This is a genomic window from Dactylosporangium sp. CA-152071, from assembly GCF_050936335.1.
GTDB classification, from domain to species: Bacteria; Actinomycetota; Actinomycetes; order Mycobacteriales; family Micromonosporaceae; genus Dactylosporangium; species Dactylosporangium maewongense.
The window spans coordinates 2,437,271-2,455,518 of sequence record NZ_JBNJMZ010000001.1 but is presented as its reverse complement, the minus strand read 5'-3'; the positions used below and the strand labels follow the sequence as shown (position 1 = coordinate 2,455,518).

The 18,248-nt window shown below is 70.8% G+C and carries 17 protein-coding genes; 13 read left to right on the top strand and 4 right to left on the bottom strand.

All coding sequences use genetic code 11. The features are described from left to right. Window positions 1–563 precede the first annotated feature (563 nt). The 6 genes from ACQEVZ_RS10740 (at window position 564) to ACQEVZ_RS10715 (ending at window position 6,291) form a co-directional block, all read left to right on the top strand. Window positions 564–1,541, top strand: a complete 978-nt coding sequence (locus tag ACQEVZ_RS10740; RefSeq protein WP_433364742.1) for a glycoside hydrolase family 5 protein — start codon at window positions 564–566, stop codon at window positions 1,539–1,541. 64 nt (window positions 1,542–1,605) lie between these two features. After that, entirely contained in the window at window positions 1,606–2,886 is a 1,281-nt protein-coding gene (locus ACQEVZ_RS10735; protein WP_433376717.1) for an ABC transporter substrate-binding protein, read from the top strand. 62 nt (window positions 2,887–2,948) lie between these two features. After that, complete coding sequence (locus ACQEVZ_RS10730) at window positions 2,949–3,812, top strand: carbohydrate ABC transporter permease (RefSeq protein WP_433364739.1); 864 nt, start codon at window positions 2,949–2,951, stop codon at window positions 3,810–3,812. Then, window positions 3,809–4,624 carry a carbohydrate ABC transporter permease gene (locus ACQEVZ_RS10725; RefSeq protein ID WP_354891510.1) on the top strand — a complete coding sequence of 272 codons (816 nt, stop codon included), beginning with the start codon at window positions 3,809–3,811 and terminating at the stop codon, window positions 4,622–4,624. Before ACQEVZ_RS10730 ends, ACQEVZ_RS10725 begins: the two co-directional genes overlap by 4 nt. Further along, window positions 4,621–5,505: an ROK family protein gene (locus ACQEVZ_RS10720; protein WP_433364735.1), complete on the top strand. Its 885-nt coding sequence runs from the start codon at window positions 4,621–4,623 to the stop codon at window positions 5,503–5,505. Before ACQEVZ_RS10725 ends, ACQEVZ_RS10720 begins: the two co-directional genes overlap by 4 nt. A gap of 114 nt (window positions 5,506–5,619) precedes the next feature. Then, the gene (locus tag ACQEVZ_RS10715) at window positions 5,620–6,291 is read left to right on the top strand and encodes a cellulase family glycosylhydrolase (RefSeq protein WP_433364732.1); all 672 of its coding nucleotides are present in this window, start codon (window positions 5,620–5,622) and stop codon (window positions 6,289–6,291) included. Between the two features lie 26 nt (window positions 6,292–6,317). On the opposite strand, the gene ACQEVZ_RS10710 is transcribed toward ACQEVZ_RS10715, so the two are convergent. Beyond that, window positions 6,318–8,285, bottom strand: a complete 1,968-nt coding sequence (locus ACQEVZ_RS10710; protein WP_433364729.1) for a cellulase family glycosylhydrolase — start codon at window positions 8,283–8,285, stop codon at window positions 6,318–6,320. Window positions 8,286–8,395: 110 nt separating this feature from the next. Between ACQEVZ_RS10710 and ACQEVZ_RS10705 the strand changes: the two genes are divergently transcribed. The 6 genes from ACQEVZ_RS10705 to ACQEVZ_RS10680 all read left to right on the top strand — a co-directional run bounded on the left by ACQEVZ_RS10705 (window position 8,396) and on the right by ACQEVZ_RS10680 (window position 15,056). Next, window positions 8,396–9,430 (top strand): LacI family DNA-binding transcriptional regulator, encoded by a 1,035-nt coding sequence (locus tag ACQEVZ_RS10705; protein WP_433364726.1) that lies wholly within the window; start codon window positions 8,396–8,398, stop codon window positions 9,428–9,430. Window positions 9,431–9,488: 58 nt separating this feature from the next. After that, window positions 9,489–10,442 (top strand): NAD-dependent epimerase/dehydratase family protein, encoded by a 954-nt coding sequence (locus tag ACQEVZ_RS10700; protein WP_433364723.1) that lies wholly within the window; start codon window positions 9,489–9,491, stop codon window positions 10,440–10,442. Window positions 10,443–10,643: 201 nt separating this feature from the next. Next, entirely contained in the window at window positions 10,644–11,810 is a 1,167-nt protein-coding gene (locus ACQEVZ_RS10695; protein WP_433364720.1) for a sensor histidine kinase, read from the top strand. Window positions 11,811–12,874: 1,064 nt separating this feature from the next. Beyond that, window positions 12,875–13,132: a hypothetical protein gene (locus ACQEVZ_RS10690; protein WP_433364717.1), complete on the top strand. Its 258-nt coding sequence runs from the start codon at window positions 12,875–12,877 to the stop codon at window positions 13,130–13,132. Window positions 13,133–13,749: 617 nt separating this feature from the next. After that, window positions 13,750–14,421, top strand: coding sequence for a response regulator transcription factor (locus tag ACQEVZ_RS10685; protein ID WP_344509481.1), 672 nt, complete (start codon window positions 13,750–13,752; stop codon window positions 14,419–14,421). Further along, the gene (locus tag ACQEVZ_RS10680) at window positions 14,418–15,056 is read left to right on the top strand and encodes a hypothetical protein (RefSeq protein WP_433364714.1); all 639 of its coding nucleotides are present in this window, start codon (window positions 14,418–14,420) and stop codon (window positions 15,054–15,056) included. Before ACQEVZ_RS10685 ends, ACQEVZ_RS10680 begins: the two co-directional genes overlap by 4 nt. On the opposite strand, the gene ACQEVZ_RS10675 is transcribed toward ACQEVZ_RS10680, so the two are convergent. Beyond that, window positions 15,036–16,511: a DUF4419 domain-containing protein gene (locus tag ACQEVZ_RS10675; RefSeq protein WP_433364711.1), complete on the bottom strand. Its 1,476-nt coding sequence runs from the start codon at window positions 16,509–16,511 to the stop codon at window positions 15,036–15,038. The two genes, ACQEVZ_RS10680 and ACQEVZ_RS10675, sit on opposite strands and share 21 nt — an antisense overlap. A 45-nt stretch (window positions 16,512–16,556) precedes the next feature. After that, window positions 16,557–16,922, bottom strand: a complete 366-nt coding sequence (locus tag ACQEVZ_RS10670; RefSeq protein ID WP_344509486.1) for a nuclear transport factor 2 family protein — start codon at window positions 16,920–16,922, stop codon at window positions 16,557–16,559. A 57-nt stretch (window positions 16,923–16,979) separates the two neighbouring features. On the opposite strand from ACQEVZ_RS10670, the gene ACQEVZ_RS10665 reads away from it, so the two are divergent. Then, a complete protein-coding gene (locus ACQEVZ_RS10665) occupies window positions 16,980–17,606 on the top strand; it encodes a CGNR zinc finger domain-containing protein (protein WP_433364707.1) in 627 nt (208 codons plus the stop codon). A gap of 51 nt (window positions 17,607–17,657) precedes the next feature. Here ACQEVZ_RS10665 and ACQEVZ_RS10660 read toward each other — a convergent pair whose 3' ends face one another. Continuing rightward, window positions 17,658–18,203: a CGNR zinc finger domain-containing protein gene (locus ACQEVZ_RS10660; protein ID WP_433364704.1), complete on the bottom strand. Its 546-nt coding sequence runs from the start codon at window positions 18,201–18,203 to the stop codon at window positions 17,658–17,660. Window positions 18,204–18,248 lie beyond the last annotated feature (45 nt).

Below are 18,248 nucleotides of genomic sequence, written 5' to 3'. Positions count from 1 at the left end.
ACCCAGACTGACGGTGATCAATGCCCGCGTTTGCGCCCTTTGTTCCATCGAGGTTGCGCGATCCACCCACAAGTTGATCTCTGATTTGTGGGTGGATCGCGCAATGTCTATCCCGAAAAGGGGCGTTTCAGGGCATTGACCAACGTCTGAATAGGACGGATCGGTCTGCATGGCGGGCGTGCTCCATCCGTGCGGGGGTCGGGTCAGGCAGGGGATGCGGGTCGGGTGGGGTGGTGTGGAAGGTTGGGGTGTTGGTGGTTCCCGGGGTGTTCAGCGCATCGCGAGGAAGGTGGCGGCTCCCTCTGTATATCGGCTTCGGGAGTGTGGGCGTCGCGGTGCGTGCTGGGTTGGAGGGGATCGACAGGGGGTGGTGGCGGGGCGTGGTGCGGTGTCGGTGCTGGCTCGCGGGGTTATGCGCTTCAGTCTTGGCGTGTGGCGGCGGAGTGGGATTGACAGCTTCAATGTGCGGGCCTAGGTTGATGGAACTTATCCGGTTCAGTGAGCGCGCGCCTCCACCCCAGGCGCGCGGCCGGGGCCGGCACCGCCTGAAGGGTCGATCCGCGATGCCCCACCACGGGTTCAACGTCCAGTGGATGTTCAACGCGCACGCCGGCGCGCCAGGGCCCGACGAGCGGGTCCTGGACGCCGTCGCGGCGTGGGGATTCGACTTCATCCGGCTGCCGACGGACTACCGGCTGTGGAGCGTCGGCGGCGACCCGCACCAGGCCGACGAGTCGGTGCTCGCCCGCGTCGACAAGATCCTCGACGCGTGCCGGCAGCGCGGCTTGCATCTTTCACTGAACCTGCACCGCGCGCCCGGCTACATCATCACCGGGTGGGAGACCGAGCCGTACAACCTGTGGACGGACCGCCCGGCCCGCGACGCGTTCGTCGCCACGTGGGAGCGGTTCGCCCAGCGGTACAGCGGCATCCCGGCGGAAGAGCTCAGCTTCGATCTCGTCAACGAGCCACCGGCGCTGGGGCTGCGCGGCTTCACCCGCGACGCCCATGAGGCCGTCATCCGGCACGCGGCCGCCGCGGTGCGGGCGATCTCGCCGGACCGGCCGCTGGTCATCGACGGTCTCGACGGCGGCAACCTCGCCATGCCCGAGCTGGCCGACCTCGGCGCCACGCAGAGCGTCCGCGGATACCAGCCGATGAGCGTCTCGCACTTCCGGGCGCCCTGGTGGCCCGGGCATCAGGGGCTCCCGGCGCCCGCCTACCCGTGCGACTACGACGGGCGCTGGTGGGACGGCGCCGGGCTGCGCGACTTCTACGCGCCGTGGCGCGAGCTCGAAGCGGCGGGCGTCCCCGTGCACGTGGGGGAGTTCGGCTGCTACGAGCACACCCCCGACGAGGTCGCCCGGGCCTGGTTCGCCGACCTGTTCGACGTCTTCGGCCAGTTCGGCTGGGGCTACGCCCTGTGGGAGTTCGAAGGCCCGTTCGGCATCGTCGGGCACCACCGGCCCGGCGCCCGGTTCGAGCGGCGCGACGGCTTCGACGTCGACGTCCGCCTGCTCGACCTCATGCGCTCGTTCTGACCCTGGCACCTGTGCGGCACAACCGATAACACCCCCCTCTGATCGGAAGGTGGTACCCGTGCATATGAAGAAGCACCTCGTCGCCTTGCTCGCAGTGACCTCCCTCGTCCTCACCGCCTGCGGGGACGACGCGGGCAGCGGCTCGGACGGCAAGATCGCCGGCGACATCACGGTACTGACGCAGCGGACCGACCTCGTCGACACCGTGCTGCCGGAGTACAAGAAGAAGTTCGAGGCGAAGTATCCCGGCACGAACGTCAAGTTCGAGGCGATCACCGACTACGAGGGTGAGGTGCGCGTCCGGATGAACACGAAGAACTACGGCGACGTGCTGCCGATCCCGAACTCCGTCACCGCCGACCAGCTGCCGCTGTTCTTCGAGCCGCTGGGCACCGTGGACGCGCTGAAGGACAAGTACCGGTTCGTGCGCTCCGAGCAGACGTTCGGCGGCAAGGTCTACGGCCTCGCCATCACCGGCAACGCCCAGGGCTACGTGTTCAACAAGAAGGTGTGGGCGCAGGCCGGCGTCACCGAGCCGCCGAAGACGCCCGAGGAGTTCCTGGCGGCGCTGAAGGCCATCAAGGACAAGACCGGCGTGATCCCGCTGTACACCAACTACAAGGACGGCTGGCCGCTCGGCCAGTGGGAGGGCGTGCGCGGCGCCGTCAGCGGCGACCCGGAGGCGGCCACCAAGCTCGCCAAGGACGACGCGCCGTGGAGCCCCGGCAAGGAGCAGTACATCATCGACTCGCTGCTCTTCGACGCGGTCAAGGGCGGCTACACCGAGCCGGACCCGACGACGACCAACTGGGAGCAGTCCAAGGGAATGCTCGGCACCGGCAAGATCGCCACGATGATGCTCGGCTCCTGGTCCGTGGTGCAGATGCAGGCGGCCGCCGCCAGCAAGGACGACATCGGCTACTGGCCGTTCCCCAACCAGGTCAACGGCAAGTTCCACACCGTCGTCGGCGGCGACTACAAGAACGGCATCAACGTCAACTCGAAGAACAAGGCGACCGCGCGGGCATGGGTCGACTGGTTCGCCGACGAGTCGAACTACGCCACCGACCAGGGCGGCGTCTCGGTGGTGACGAGCGCGCAGCTGCCGGCGTCCCTCGCCGACCTGCAGACGGCCAAGACGGAGTTCATCGAGCTGAACCCGGCGCCGAAGGGCGAGGAGGGGCTCGCCGACAAGATCGGCAACACCGCCGAGATCGCGCTGTTCGACGGCAAGTACCGCCAGCGGATCGTCGACGCGGCCCGCGGCGCGAAGAAGGAGACGAAGGAACAGATCTTCGCCGACCTGAACAAGAAGTGGGCCGACACCCGGGCGAAGCTCAAGTAGGTGTGCTGCTTGGCGTGCGGCCCTTCGCCGGGCCGCACGCCTCTGTCCTCGAAAGGTGAGACGTGGGCCGGAAGCTGACACCCTACGTGTTTCTCGTTGCGCCGCTGACGTTCCTGATCGTGTTCACCTACATCCCGGTGGTGAACATGTTCGGCTACAGCGTCACGTCCTGGGACGGGCTGAGCCCGAGCCGGGAGTTCGTCGGGATCGACAACTACGTCGAGATCGCCACCCGGCCGGAGCTCTTCGGCGTGCTCAAGGTCAGCCTGTACTACATCGGCGCGTCCGTGGTGCAAATCCTGCTCGCGTTGTATTTCGCCACGATCCTGAGCTTCAACACGCGCTTCCGGAACCTGTTCAAGGGCGTGCTGTTCTTCCCGTACCTCATCAACGGCGTCGCCATCGGCATGATCTTCCTGTTCTTCTTCCAGCCCGGCGGCACCCTCGACTCGGCGATGTCGGCGGTCGGCCTCGGCGGCGCGACCCAGCAGTGGCTCGGCGATCCCGAGGTGGTCAACTACTCGCTCGCCGGCACCTCGATCTGGCGCTACCTGGGCCTCAACTTCGTGCTGTTCCTCGGCGCCATCCAGTCGATCCCCGCGCACCTGTACGAGGCCGCCGAGCTGGACGGCGCGAACCGCTGGGACCAGTTCCTGCACATCATCCTGCCGGGCATCCGGCCGATCGTCGGGCTGTCGTTCATCCTCGCGATCTCCGGCTCGCTGTCCGTCTTCGAGATCCCGTTCATCATGACCCGCGGTGCCAACGACAGCGAGACCTTCGTCATCCAGACCGTGGACATGGCCTTCAAGTACTACAAGCTCGGCCTCGCCTCGGCGATGGCGGTCGTCCTGCTGCTGATCATCCTGCTGGTGACGTGGTTGCAGCGCCGCATCGCACCCGACGAGAAGGTGGACCTCTCGTGATCGCCCGTGTGCTGAAGTACCTGTCGCTGACCGGCGCGTGCCTGGTGGTGCTGCTGCCGCCCGTCGTGCTGGTGATGGCGTCGCTGAAAACCAACACCGAATACCTCAACAGCGGCCCCTTCGACCCGCCCGGCGACTGGTTCAACCTCGACAACTACGTCACGGCCTTCACCAAGGGGCACATGCTCCGCGGCTTCGTGAACACGTCCATCATCATGGCGGTCTCGCTGGCCGGCACGGTCCTCATCGGGTCGATGGCGGCCTACGCCATCGACCGCTTCCGGTTCCGCCTCCGCGGGGTGGTCGTCGCGCTCTTCCTGCTCGCGACCCTCGTGCCCGGCGTGACCACCCAGGTCGCCACGTTCAAGGTCGTCGACGCCCTCGACCTCTACGACAGCCGCTGGTCGGCGATCGTGCTCTTCCTCGGCACCGACATCATCTCCATCTACATCTTCCAGCAGTTCCTGCGCGGCGTGCCGCGCGAGCTCGACGAGGCCGCCGCGATGGAGGGTGCCTCCGCGTTCGGCATCTACTGGAGGATCATCCTGCCGCTGCTGAAACCCGCGATCGCCACGGTCGTCATCATCAAGGGCATCGCCATGTACAACGAGTTCTACATCCCGTTCCTGTACATGCCGTCGCAGGAGCTCGGGGTCATCTCCACGTCGCTGTACCGCTTCAAGGGGCCGTTCGGGGCGCAGTGGGAGGTCATCTCCGCCGGCGTCATCCTCGTCATCATTCCAACGCTCGTTGCATTTCTCGCCCTGCAGCGCTTCATCTACAACGGCTTCACCGCGGGGGCCGGCAAGTGAGCGTGCTGTTCGGTGGTGTCGAGGCCGGCGGCACGAAGGTGGTGTGCGCGGTGGGGGTCGGCCCCGACGCGGTCGTGGACCGCACCACCATCCCGACGACCTCGCCGGGGGAGACCCTCGACCGGGTCATCGCCTACTTCCGCGCCCAGCGCGCCGCCGGCCACGACATCGCCGCGCTGGGCGTCGCCTCGTTCGGCCCGCTCGACCTCGCCTCGGGCCGGATCACCACCACCCCGAAGCCCGGCTGGGGCGGCACCGACCTCGTGGGCGCGCTGCGGCGCGGGCTCGGCGTCCCGGTGGCGCTGGACACCGACGTCAACGGCGCCGCCTACGGCGAACACCGCTGGGGCGCGGGCCGCGGCCAGGGCACGGTCGTCTACGTGACCGTCGGCACGGGCATCGGCGGCGGCGCCGTCGTCGACGGCCGCCCGCTGCACGGCCTGCTGCACCCCGAGATGGGCCACCTGCACGTCCAGCGCCACCCCGGCGACGACTTCGCCGGCACCTGCCCGTTTCACGGCGACTGCGTCGAAGGCCTCGCCAGCGGCCCCGCCATCGCCCGCCGGGCCGGCCGCCCCGCCCACGACCTCGGCCCGCTGCTGTCCCGGACGGTGGCGCTCGAGGCGCACTACCTCTCGCAGCTCATGACGTCCATCCTGTACCTGTTGATGCCGCACCGCATCGTCGTCGGCGGCGGCGTCCTGAACATCCCCGGGCTCCTGGACGCCGTCCGCGCCGCCACGGCCGAGCGGCTCGGCAAGGCCCTCGACGCCGTCCCCGCCACCGCCGACCTGTCCACCTACATCGTCCCCCCGGGACTGGGTGGCCTCTCCGGCGTGCTCGGCGCGCTCGGTCTCGCCGAGCGAATGGTTGAACCTTAATCCGTTAAGTGCTCCACTGGGATGGCAGCGCCCGCCAGCGCTGCCATTCTCCGTCCCGACTGGCTCAGTGCTGCCTGCCGTTGCTTCATCGGTTCAGGACCGATTGGAGCTGTCATGGCACGACGGACACTGGCCGCAGTCGCCGCGGGGATGCTCGCCGCCGCCGGACTCGTCGTCGCGGGACCGGCGGCGCCGGCCGCCGCGGCGACCGGGTTCCGGGTCTCCGGCACCAGGCTGCTCGACGCGCGGGGCAACCAGTTCATCATGCGCGGGGCCAACCACGGCCATGCCTGGTACACCAGCCAGACCCAGGTGTGGGCGGACATGAAGAACTCCGGCGCCAACACCATCCGGGTCGTGCTTACCGGCGGCCGCTACGGCTACAGCAGCGCCGCGGACGTCTCCGCCGTCATCTCCCGCTGCAAGGCCTACAAGCTCGTCTGCGTCCTGGAGAACCACGACACGACGGGCTACGGCGACCAGGGCGGCGCCGTCACCCTCGACGCCGCCGCCGACTACTGGCTCGCCGTGAAGAGCGCGCTGCAGGGCCAGGAGGCGTACGCGATCATCAACATCGGCAACGAGCCGCTCGGCAACAACAGCGCCTCCCAGTGGGCGGGCGCGACGCGCGCCGCGGTGCAGAAGCTGCGCAACGGCGGCGGCGTGGAGTACCTGGACATGGTGTACGGCTTCATCGTCAACAACCGCTCCTGGTGGGGCGACCGCATCATCTGGGGCACCAACGGCTGGAAGCAGACCTCGGGGCAGGCCACCGTCTACAACTGACGGTGGCCTGCCCCGCGCTCATTGGTTCATTGGGCGCGGAGGTGGTCGATGTCGTGCGTGCCGTTGCCGTCGAACCAGAGGTAGACGGCCCGCACGTCTGCCAGCGCCGCGGCGTCGCAGGACATGGCGGTCGCGAGGTCGGCCTCGACGGTCGTGGTGCTGCCCGCGCTCGCGTAGCCCCACGTCGACTGGCACCAGGTGTAGGCGTCGCCGGTCTGCACGGCGATGCTGTAGGAGGTGCCGGTGGTGGTGTGCAGCTCGTACCGCAGGGCGGACTTGCCGGACAGGTCGACACCCGTCAGGCCGCCGACGCCGAACCAGCCGCCATCGGCGGTGGTGACCCGCAGGCCGGCGGAGCCCTCGGGATGGAACTCGGTCGTCTGCGCCACCGTGCCGGCGTTGGACTGCCAGCTCGCCGCGGCCCATCCCTCGGTGCCCGCCTCGAAGGACGCCAGGATCAGGGCGTCGCCGGGCCGGTTCTTCACCGTGACGCGCAGCTCCGCGACGTTGGAGGTGCGGCCCGCCTCGTCGCGGATGGTGTACGGCGCGGCGACCCGCCCCACGAAACCGGCGGCGGGCGTGAACATGACGACGCCGGTCTTCGCGTTCAGCCCGAACGAGCCGCCGGGCAGGGTCACCGTGGTCTGCTGGCCGGCGGCGGCCGGGTCCAGGTCGATGGTGGCGGCCTTGACCCTGGTGCGGTAGGCGATGTCGTTCACGGCCGGGGTGAGCGTCACCGGGTCGTCGCGCAGCGTCTGCGCGGTGTCGTGGTCGGCGACCGGCGGGTGGGAGCGCCGGCCGTGCCGCAGCTCGTCGCCGGCGTTGGCGACGGTGGTGCACACGGGGCTGGGGCAGTAGACGGTGAAGCCGTCGTAGTCGGGGTAGTCGGTGCCGTCGTCCTGCACGCCGGAGAGGATCCAGTACAGGAAACCGTCGAGGCGGGCGCTGACCGCGGCGTCGGTCCACTGCTGGTAGACGACGTTGCGGGACGCCTTGTCCAGCAGGCCGAACTCACCGAGCATCACCGGCTTGCGCAGCCGGTCGGCGAGGCGGGCGTGGGTGGTGATCCAGTCGCTGCCCCACGACGGGTCCTTCTTCCAGTGGTCCGGGTACAGGTGGAAGGACATGAAGTCGACCGCCGGCAGCGCGGCTAGGGCCACCGAGTCTACGCCGTCGGCGCAGTTGACGGTGAAGTCGGCGCTGGCCCTGTCGGTACACAGGAAACCCTCGTCACCGGAGTTGATGAGGTGCTTGCGGTCGACGCTGTCGAGGTGGGAGCTGATGTCGGCGGCCCATGCGGTGACCGTCGCGTCGGTGCACGCCGCCGAGCGCGGGTAGACGCCGGAGCCGACGCAGCGGGGCTCGTTGGCGAGCTCCCACGCCATGATGGTGGGATCGTCCTTGTACTTGACGCCGGTGAGGCTGTTGGTGCGGTTCAGCACGTGGCTGATCCAGTCCTTGTACCAGCCGCGGATCACCGGGTCGGTGTAGAAGTCGTCGTGGTGGGTGCCGCCGCGCCAGCGCACGTACTGGTCCATGCCGCCGAAGGCGCTCCAGTTGTTGGTCAGCGGGATGACCAGCCGGATGCCCTTGTCCCGGGCCGACTTCACCACCTGGTCGAGGTGCTGGAGGCCGTCGGGGCCGTCGTTGTAGGCGGGTCGCGTGCCGTCCCAGTACTGGAAGTAGACGCCGTTCTCCTTGTGGTGCACGGATCCCGTGTCGTCCTGGGCGCCGATGTCCAGGAAGCCCCAGGTGCGCAGCACGGTGAAGCCGGCGGCCTTCGCGTCGGCGAAGACGTCGTCGACCATCGCCGGTGAGCGGTACATCAGGTAGTAGTTGTTGGAGCCGGCGAACCGGAACTCCTTGCCGTTGAGGGTGAGGTCGTCGCCATGGCGGGTGACGAAGCCGGTGTCGCCGTGCGTGGTCGCGCTTGCTGGGCCTGCGGCCAGCACGAGGGCGAGTCCGGCGCATGCGGCGAGAAGGGGTCTGATCATCGGCTGCCTTCCGTAGACTTAACCGAATCAGTCCGGAGACTAGAGTTGGCGCCGCTGGCGTGTCAATGATGACGTTGACATGGCGCATTGATCGTCTTACGGTCTGCCTTATGCGCTTCAGTCGCCGGGTCACGATCCGTCAGGTCGCCACCCGCGCGGGCGTCTCCGAGGCGGCGGTGTCGTATGCGCTCAACGGGCGGTCGGGCGTCTCCGAGATGACCCGGGCGAAGGTCCTGGCGGCCGCCCGCGAGCTCGGCTGGGCGCCCAACCTCGCGGCACGCTCCCTCGGGCTGTCCCGCGCCAACGCGATCGGCCTCGTGCTGGTGCGCCCGCCGCGGGTGCTGATCGTCGACTCCTACCTGACGCAGATGCTCAGCGGCGTCGAGGCGGAGCTCAACCGCAACGGCATGAGCCTGCTGCTGCACCTGGTCGACGAGGTCGACGACACCGTGGACGTGTACCGCCGGTGGTTCGCCGGCCGGCACGTCGACGGCGTCATCGTGACCGACGTCCGCCCGCAGGACCCGCGCATCGACGCGCTCGTCGAGCTGGGCCTGCCCGCCGCCGTCATCGGCGGGCACACCGGACCGGACACCATCAGCAGCGTCGACGCCGACGCCGCCGGCACGGCCGCGCGCGTCGCCGACTACCTGCGGGCGCTGGGGCACCGCTCGTTCGCCCGCGTCGCCGGGGTCGCGGAGCTGCTGCACACCCGGCAGCGCGACGCGGCGTTCGCCGCCGCCGTGGACCGCGCCCGCCTGGACCGGCATCGCGTGCTGCACACCAACTACAGCGCGGTGGACGGCATGCGGGCGATGCTGGACCTGATGAGCGGCGCCGACCCGCCGACCGCGGTCGTCTTCGACAACGACGTCATGGCGGCCGCCGCCCTCAAGGTCGTGCACGACCTGGGCCGCTCCGTGCCGGGGGACGTGTCGGTGATCGCCTGGGACGACTCCGACCTGTGCCAGATCACGGTCCCGGCGATCACCGCCGTCGAGCAGACCCCCGCGCACCAGGCGGAGCTGACCGCCCGGGCCCTGCTGCGGACGCTGCACACCGGCGACGTCAGCCACATCACCCTGCCGCCGGGCATCCTGCACGTGCGGGAGTCGACCCGCCCGTTGCGCCCGCGACATCCGTGATCGATGTATTCGAAACGATCCCTTGACACGGGGGTGGGCACCGCGTGCATGATCCGGCGTGCGGATTCTTGTGGTGGGTGGCAGCGGGCTGATCGGGGCGCACGTCGTGGACGTGCTCCGCGAGCGGGGGCACGAGGTGACGACCGTGGCGCGCAGCGCGCAGCCGGGGGTCGACCACCTGCTCGACATGGAGGTCGCGTCGGCCGACGAGCTGCGCAAGGTGCTCACCGGGCATGACGGGGTGGTGTACGCGGCCCGTACCGACGAACAACGCGCACTGCGCAGGCCGATCCATCCGCAGTTCCGCCGCGACATCGTCGAGCCGGTGGTGCGGCTGTTCGCGGCGGCCCGGGAGGAAGGCCTGACCCGCGGCGTCGTCATGGGTTCGTACTACACGTACTGGGACCGGCTGCACCCTGAGCTGAGGCTGACCGAGCGGCACACGTACATCCGCTGCAGGGTCGAACAGGCGCGGGAGGCACGCGAGGCCGCCGGGCCGGGGCTGCCGGTCGCCGTGCTGGAGCTGCCGTTCGTGTTCGGGCGGGCCGGGGACCGGCTGCCGAACTGGGCGCCGGCGCTGGACGGGTGGGCCCGCTCCCGGTCGCCGCTGCTCGCCCCCACCGGCGGGACGGCCGTGACCTCGGCGCGCGCCGTGGCCGAGGTCGCCGCCGACGCCCTCGAACAGGGCAGCGGCGAGGACATTCCCGTCGCCGACGAGAACCTCCGCTGGGGCGAGATGCTGGAGCGCATCGCGACGGCGGCCGGGCGCCCCCGCAAGGCCCGCCGGCTGCCCGCCGCCGTGGTCCGCACCGCCCTGAAGCTCGGCGGCGGGCTGCAGGCTCTGGGGCGCAAGGAGTCCGGCGTCAACCCGTCCCACCTCGCGGACGTGCTGCTCGCCGACCTGTTCATCGAGCCGGCGTCCGGGAAACCGCTCGACGCGGCGATCCGGGAGACGTTCGAGGAGCGCCCGGCCTCCGCGGCGACCAGTTCGCCCGGCCGGGCAGCTGCATGACCGCGTCGTCGCCGAAGGCCCCCGACAGTCCGACGGCGGCGACGAGGAACGGGGTGCACGCCGACGATCGTCGCTGTGCCGCCCGCCCGGCGTCCTCGGGCGGGCGGCGGCCACCGGTACGCAGATCTGCGTAGGCGGTGCGGTGCCGGTCGCGCCTCTCGTCGTAGGTTTTCTGTCGTACCGGGCAACTAAGCTGCGGGTATGAGACGACCGGGGGCGCTGGTGCAGGATCTCCTGCTCGGCTGCTTCGTGGCGGTCATGCAGGTGCAGGGGACCCTCGCGAAGCCGCAGGACGTGGGGTCGCGCCCGCTGACCGAGCTGGGCCACCTCGGCATCGCCCTGCTGGTCGCGAGCGGGCTGGTCCTGGCCGTGCGGCGGCGCTGGCCGGTCGCGGTGTTCGTCGCGTCGGCGCTGATCAGCCTGGCGTATTTCGTCGCCGGGTTCTCCGACGGGCCGGGGTGGATCGGGCTGTTCGTCGCGCTGTACACGCTGACCGCCTATGGCGACGGCCGCCGCTCGCTGCTGATCGCGGGCGTCGGCATCGCCGTGCTGGCCACCGGCTGGCTGATCGTGGGCGCCGACGTGGAGCCGCGCGCGGCGATCGGGTGGGTGTTCTTCCGGATCGCGGCGTCCGTCATGGCGGCGGCCCTGGGCGAGTCGGTCCGGTCGCGGCGGGTCGCGGTGGCGGAGGCCCTGGAGCGGGCGGCGCAGGCCGAGCGGACCCGGGAGGAGGAGGCCCGGTCGCGCGTGGACGCGGAGCGGCTCCGGATCGCCCGGGAGGTGCACGACACGGTCGCGCACGCGATCGCCATCATCAACGTGCAGGCGGGCGTCACGGCGTACATGCTGGACCAGCGCCCAGACCGGGCCCGCGAGGCGCTGGTGACGATCGAGCAGACAAGCGCCCAGGCGCTGCAGGAGATGCGGACCGTCCTCGGCGTGCTCCGCAACGACGACGACGGCCGGGTGCCGCACCCGGGGCTGGGGCAGGTGCACGAGCTCGCCGTGGTCGCCCGCGACGCGGGCCTCGACCTGACCCTCGACGCGGACACGGCGGGCGAGGTGCCGAGCTCCGTCGGCACCACCGCGTACCGGATCGTGCAGGAGGCGCTCACCAACGTGATCCGCCACGTCGGCCCCACCCGGGTGACGGTCGCGCTCAGCCGGCGCGCCGACGTCCTGGAGGTCCTGGTCACGAACACAGGCCCGAAGGCCGCCGCTGCCACACAGCCCGGCCGCGGCATCACGGGCATGATCGAGCGTTGCGAACTCCTCGGCGGCGACCTCACCGCCGCCCCCTTGCCCGCGGGCGGCTTCGAGGTCCGCGCCAGACTCCCGCTCGTCACCAACGCAGCGGTGCCCGCATGACCACCCCTGTCGCGCAACGAAGTCCTGCCACCATGGGCCGGTGTTCAGACCTGTGCCGGACCGTGACGGAGGTGACGGCATGAGCGCCTCGTCGCGCGGCGGAGCCCACGGACCAGGGGCACAGGGTTCGGCTCACGCCGACGTCAAGAAGCGCGGCGGACGTGACGGACATGTGCGCCCCGAATGCAGCGGAGGCCAGCGAGCCATGGAGTGGTGCTCAGGCCAGCGCCGGACCGTGGCGGAGGTGACGGCATGAGTGGCGTGTCACGTAGTGGAGGCCCGCGAACCATGGGCTGGTGTTCAGACCTGCGCCGGACCGCGACGGAGGTGACGGCATGAGCGCTCTGTCGCGTGGTGGAGGCCCGCCAGGGGCACAGGGTTCAGCTCACGCCGACGTCAACGAAGCGCAGCGGACGTGACGGACATGTGCGCACCCGAATACAGCGGGCGCCCGCGAACGTGGGCTGGAACTCAGGCGGGCGCCGGAGCGCGGCGGGCGTGATGACGTGAGCGTCCCTGAGCGCGGCGAAGGCCTGCAGATTTGGGCGCACCGTTCAGCTCACGTTGAAGCGCAGCGAAGGTGACGGCATGAGCGCCCCGTCGCGCACCGGACGCCCGCGAACCATGGGCTGGTGCTCAGATCTGCGCCGGACCGCGACGGAGGTGACGGCATGGGCACCCCGTCGCGCAGCAGAGGCCCGCGGACCAGGGGCACAGGGTTCAGCTCATGCGGACGTCAAAGAAGCGCAGTGGACGTGACGGACATGTGTGCACCCGAATACAGCGGGCGCCCGCGAAATACGGGCTGCGACTCAGGCGGGTGCCGGAGCGCGGCGAAGGCCCGCAGATTTGGGTGCACCGTTCAGCTCACGTTGAAGCGCAGCGAGGTGAAGGCATGAGCGCCTTGTCGTGCAGCGGCCGCCCGCGAACCATGGGCACACGGTTGAGCCCAGGCCAGCGTCGGAGCGCTGCGGGCGTGACGGCATGACCGCCCCGATCGCAGCGAAGGACGCGAACCATGGGCACAGGGTTCAGTTCACGCCGATGTCAGAAACGCAGTGGACGTGACGGACATGAACGCCCCGAACACAGCGGAGGCCCGCGAACATGGGCTGGAACTCAGGCGGGTGCCGGAGCGCAGCGGGTGTGATGGCATGAGCGCCCTGAGCGCGGCGCAGGCCCGCAGCCGTGGGCGCACCGTTCAGCTCACGCTGAAGCGCAGCGAAGGTGATGGCATGAGCGCCCCGTCGTTCAGCGGACGTCCGCGAACCATGAGCTGGAACGCACGCTGGCGCCGGAACGAAGCTGACGTGACGGCATGAGCGTCTCCGAACGCAACGGAGGCCCGCGAACCATGGGCACACGTTTGAGCCCAGGCCAGCGTCAGAGCGCAGCGGGCGTGACGGCATGAGCGCCCTGAAGGTCGCCAAGGGACGCGAACCATGGGTCCGGGGGTTCAGCTCACGCCAGCACCGGAGCACGGCGAAGGGCGCCAAACAAGAACGCCCCGATCGCAGCAAAGGACGCGAACCATGGGCACAGGACTCAGCTCACGCCGACGTCAGAAACGCAGCGAGGTGACGGCATGAGCGTCCCGTCGTGCAGCGGAGGGCCGCGAAGCATGGGTTGGAGTTCACGCCGACGCCGGAGCGCAGCGAGCGGTCGCCTAACATGAGCACCCCGAAGGGGCAACGGAGGGCCGCGAACCACATGGGTGCACGGGTGAGCCCCGGCCGGCGCTGGAACGCAGCGAAGGTGACGGCATGAGCGGCCCCGGGCACGGCGGGGGCCCACGAAACATAGGCTGGAACTCACGCCGCGGTACCGGAGCGCAGCGGGCGCGACGGTGCGAGCGCGCATCCGGGCACAGCGGAGGGACGCGAAGCATGGGTGCGCGGCTCGGCTCAGGGCGGCGTCGGGGCGCGGTGGAGGTGATGGTGTGAGCGATGGTCCGGTGAAGGTGCTTCTTGCCGACGATCAGGCGTTGGTGCGGTCCGGTTTCAAGATGCTGCTCGACGCTGAGGACGACATCGTCGTGGTCGGGGAGGCGGCCGATGGTGCGGAGGCGGTGGAGCGGGCCCGGGCCACCCGGCCGGACGTCGTTCTGATGGACATCCGCATGCCCGAGCTCGACGGTATCCAGGCGACCGGGCGGATCACGGGCATGCGCGGGCTTGAGCACGTGCGGGTGCTGATCCTGACCACGTACGACACCGACGCCTACGTCTTCGAGGCGCTCCAGGCGGGGGCGAGCGGCTTCCTGCTCAAGGACGCGGGGCCGGCGGAGCTGCTGCACGCCGTGCGGGTGATCGCCGCTGGTGAGGCGTTGCTCGCCCCGAGGATCACCCGGCGGCTCATCGCGCAGTTCACCGCGGGGCGAGCAGCCGTGCGGGTGGCCGAGGACAGGCTCGCCGTGCTGACCCAACGGGAGAGGGAGGTCCTCACGCTCGTGGGGCAGGGTATGAGCAACGACGAGATCGGCGCGGCGCTGTTTCTCAGCCCGGCGACGGCGCGTACGCACGTCAGCCACGCGATGGTGAAGCTCGGCGCGCGGGACCGTGCGCAGCTCGTCGTCATCGCGTACCAGACCGGTCTGGTCACCGCCCGGTGAGCGCGTACGAGTGGGTGGCCCGGGTCGGCGGTGAGGGCGGGCCGCTGCTGGTCTGCGCCGAGGCGTCGTTCGCCGCGTGGGGCGGCGCGGTCCTGGACGACGAGTACGAGCTGGACCCAGCGTGTGACTACGCCCGCGCCCACGCTGTCCTGTACCCGGAGGACGACGACGAGCTCGAGGCGGGGCTGGTCCGGTTCGGTGCGGACCAGGTGGGGCTGGTGTGGGAGATGGACGGGCCGGGCGGGGCGGACGTCGCTGTCGGCGGTGACGGCCTGCTCGTCGTGCGGTCATGGGTGCGCAACAGTGACGCCCCGCACCGGTACGCCGCCGGGCCCGCCGCGCGCGAGCGGGAGCGGCCGGTCGCCGAGCTGGAGCTGAGCGGCGGGCAGGCCGCGGTGGTGTGGGCGCCGGTCGATGCTGGCGAGGCGACGCGCACCGACAACCGGCTCAACCTGGAGCACATGCTCGGCGTCGGCGCCGTCGTCCCGCTGGCGCCCGGCCGGTACCGGGCGACCTGCGGCTGGCTGGAGGGCCGGCGAGGGCGGTACGCGCCGGCCGAGGAGCAGCACGGCCCGCCGGTCGAGGGCAGCGACGACGACTGGAGCTGCCGCTGGCTACGCCTGACCCAGCTGTGAAAGCCGGCCGGTCTCCAGGTGCGCGACGTCACCGCCGGAGTCCAGGGCGGCGGAGAGCAGGATCGCGAGGGACGTGCCGAGCACCGGCACGTCCGTGGGGTCGTCGGCGAGCCACGGCAAGAGGTCGGGATCCTGTGGCTGCTCGATCCGGCACAGGACCCAGGACGCCGTCAGCGTCTCGGCCTGCACGACCATGGCGATGCTGCGTCCGTCCGCGAGTTCGAAGAGCGTGCTGGCCCACAGGCGCTCGTAGCTGGTCAGGAACGAGCGCCGCTCGCGCGCCGGTGGCAGCCGCCAGGCGCCGTCGAACAGGGTCGCGGTGCCGACCCGGTGGTAGAGCGCCACGACCTCCTCCGGCGCGTCGTCCGCCCCTTCGCCCGCGGGGGTGGTGTCGTGCTCGCGCACCATCCGGTCGATCACGTCGTCGATCTCGAGCGCCGCGGTTGCCAGGTGCCAGCCGGCGACCGGTCGCAGGGCGCCGTCCGGGTCCTGGGCGACCGCGACGAGCCCGGCGTGCAGTGCCACCACCTCGTTGTCGCCGCCGATCTGGTCGTTGAGGTGCACGACCACCCGCGAGAGCGTCGCCGGCACCGATGAGCTGCGGATGCCGGGCCCCTGGTTCCTGGGGACGTCCCGCGGTTCGCCGACGGGCAGGTCCAGCATCGGGTTCGGGCGGTCGACGGCGGAGTCGGCAAGGTACGGGTAGAAGCGGGTGACCCAGCCGGTGACGACCTCGCCGCCGTACGCGTCGACGGGGCTGTAGATCCGCTGCCAGAAGGCGACGTCCGGCGCGCCCGAAGCGGCCCCGACGAACTCGTCGAGGATCGGTGCGAGCGACCGGCACCAGGTGTCCAACCCGAAGCGCGGAAGCGCGTCGACCCGTCCGCGGATGCGCCGCCAGTCCTCGACGGTGCCGGTCAGGGTCACCGATGGGATGCCGCAGATCGCGACCAGCCACAGCGCGAAGTACGGCGAGTACGCGTCCAGCAGCACCACCCGCCCGGCGGTCCGCTCGACCGGCGTACTGGTGGAGAAGTCGCACTCGAACAGCTCGGCGTCCTCGATCTCCTTCGCGAGCAGGCCGGCGAACTGGTCGGTCAGCCGCGCCCACGAGGCGGCGTCCTGCGGCACGGGACCGTCGATGGAGACGGCGAGCTTCTTGCGGCCGGCGTGCCGGACCAGCAGCGGCCGCAGCTCCTCGGCGTGCAGGCGGATGTGCTGGGCGACGCCCTGCGCGATGGTGAGCCACACCGCGTCGGGCGACAGGACGAGCGGCCGGTGGTCGGCGAACGCCCGCGCGACGGCGCTCAGCAGCGGGTGCACCCCGTCGGGTTCGAGCACCGCCAGCCCGAGGTCGCCGCCGACGGCCAGCGCGTCCGGGAACAGCCCGCCCAGCGGGCGGGTCGGCAGCGGCGCGGCGGCGGGCGTGACGTCATCGACTCCGAACGTGACCACCCGCCGACTGTAAGGCCCCGGTCAATGGACCGGGGCCGACCCTGCTCAGACCTCGGTCTGCTGGTGGAACACCGAGCGCCATTCGTCGTCCTCGCGGGCGTACACGCTGGTCGCGAGGACCTGGAACTTCTGCTGCTCGTCGTCGATCAGCGCGGTCACCGTCGCCTTGTACGTCACCAGGGCGCTGTCCTCGCTGATCTGCACGACCTTCAGGTGGCTCAGGTCGGTCTTGAGGAACGGGTTCTCGTTCTTGGTGACGTTCGGGACGATGTCCGCCTTACCGGCGACGCCATGTTTACTGACGGTTAGCGCGTCCTCGCGTACGACCCGTTCGTAGAAGTCGCCGTCGCCCTCGCGGTTGGCCCGCCACATTTCCTTCTCGAGGTCCTTCAGCTCCGTTGCGATGGTCATGTCGACCCCCCTTCCGCACGTTGGATACCCGGGGTCCGCACCGGTTAAACTGGTTACATGCACCCTGGCATCCACGTGCTGACCAGTGCGTATGGGCAACAGTTCTCGTTCGATCCCGGCAGTCTCGGCGTCGAGTTGCTCGCCACGGGCGGGCCCGGCGCGGGCCGCCGGTGGGAGATCCTGCACCGGCCCGCCGACCTCGCGGACTGGCTGACCCGCACCCGGCTCGCCGCGCCCGCGCCGCTCACTGTGAGTGACCTCCGGATCGGGATGGCGGACCTGGAGCGGGTCCGGCACCTGCGGGACACGTTCTGGTTGATCGCGCCCGCCATCGCCCACGGCCGTCCGGTCGACGCGGCGGCCGTGGAGGTCCTAAACGGCTACGCGGACGCCCCGCCCCGCTTCCGCGTCGACGCCGCCGACCTGGTCCGGCGGTGGGTCACCCCGGTCACCGGGCGGCAGGTGCTCGCCGCGTTCGCCCGCGACGCGCTCACCGTGATCGGCACCCCTGCGCTGCGCGACCGGCTCCGCGAGTGCGCCGGCGACCCGTGCCAGCTGATCTTCCTCGACACGTCCCGCCCCGGGAACCGCCGCTGGTGCTCGATGGAGCGGTGCGGCAACCGCAACAAGGCCCGCAGCCACCGCAACCGGCGCGCCACGCCGACCGCCGCCGCGAAACCCTGATCCGGGACGCGCTACGCCGACCGCGGCCGTGGCACCCTGACCCCGGCCGCGCTACGCCGACCTTAACCGCGACACCCTGACCCGGCCCGCGCAGCGCCGAGGCGAACACCCGCCCGGCGACGGCTCGACGTACAGCAGCCCGCAGCCACCACACATCCGGACGTGTGCCGCGAGCGGCCCGCCGAACAGCTCGATCGCGTCCCGGGCGAGCAGCGACAACACCTCCGGCACCCGCACCACGCCCCGCACGGCGGCGGCGCCGTCGGCTCGCAGCTCCGGCACGGGAGGCGTGATCGCCGCGGCCGCGTTGAGCGCGAGCCGGTCCACGACACTTGTCGCCGTTTTCGCCATGGTACGAGCGGCGGCGCGACGCACCGCATGCCGCAGCGCGTGCACGGGATCGATGTCGACCCCGGTCGCCACGATCGGGTCGAGCCCGGTCACCACTCCGAGCCAGCGGCCCAGCTCGGCCGGCCCGCTCAGCAGCTCCACCCGCCCGTGCTCGCGGTCGCCGGCCGTGTGCACCAGATCGAGCGCCATGCGCCCGGTGCGGAACCGCCGCGCCTCACCCGCGCCCAACCCGTCCAGCCGCGCCATCCGCCCACCCTAGCCCGCCCCGCCCACCTCGGCGTTGGGCTCCCG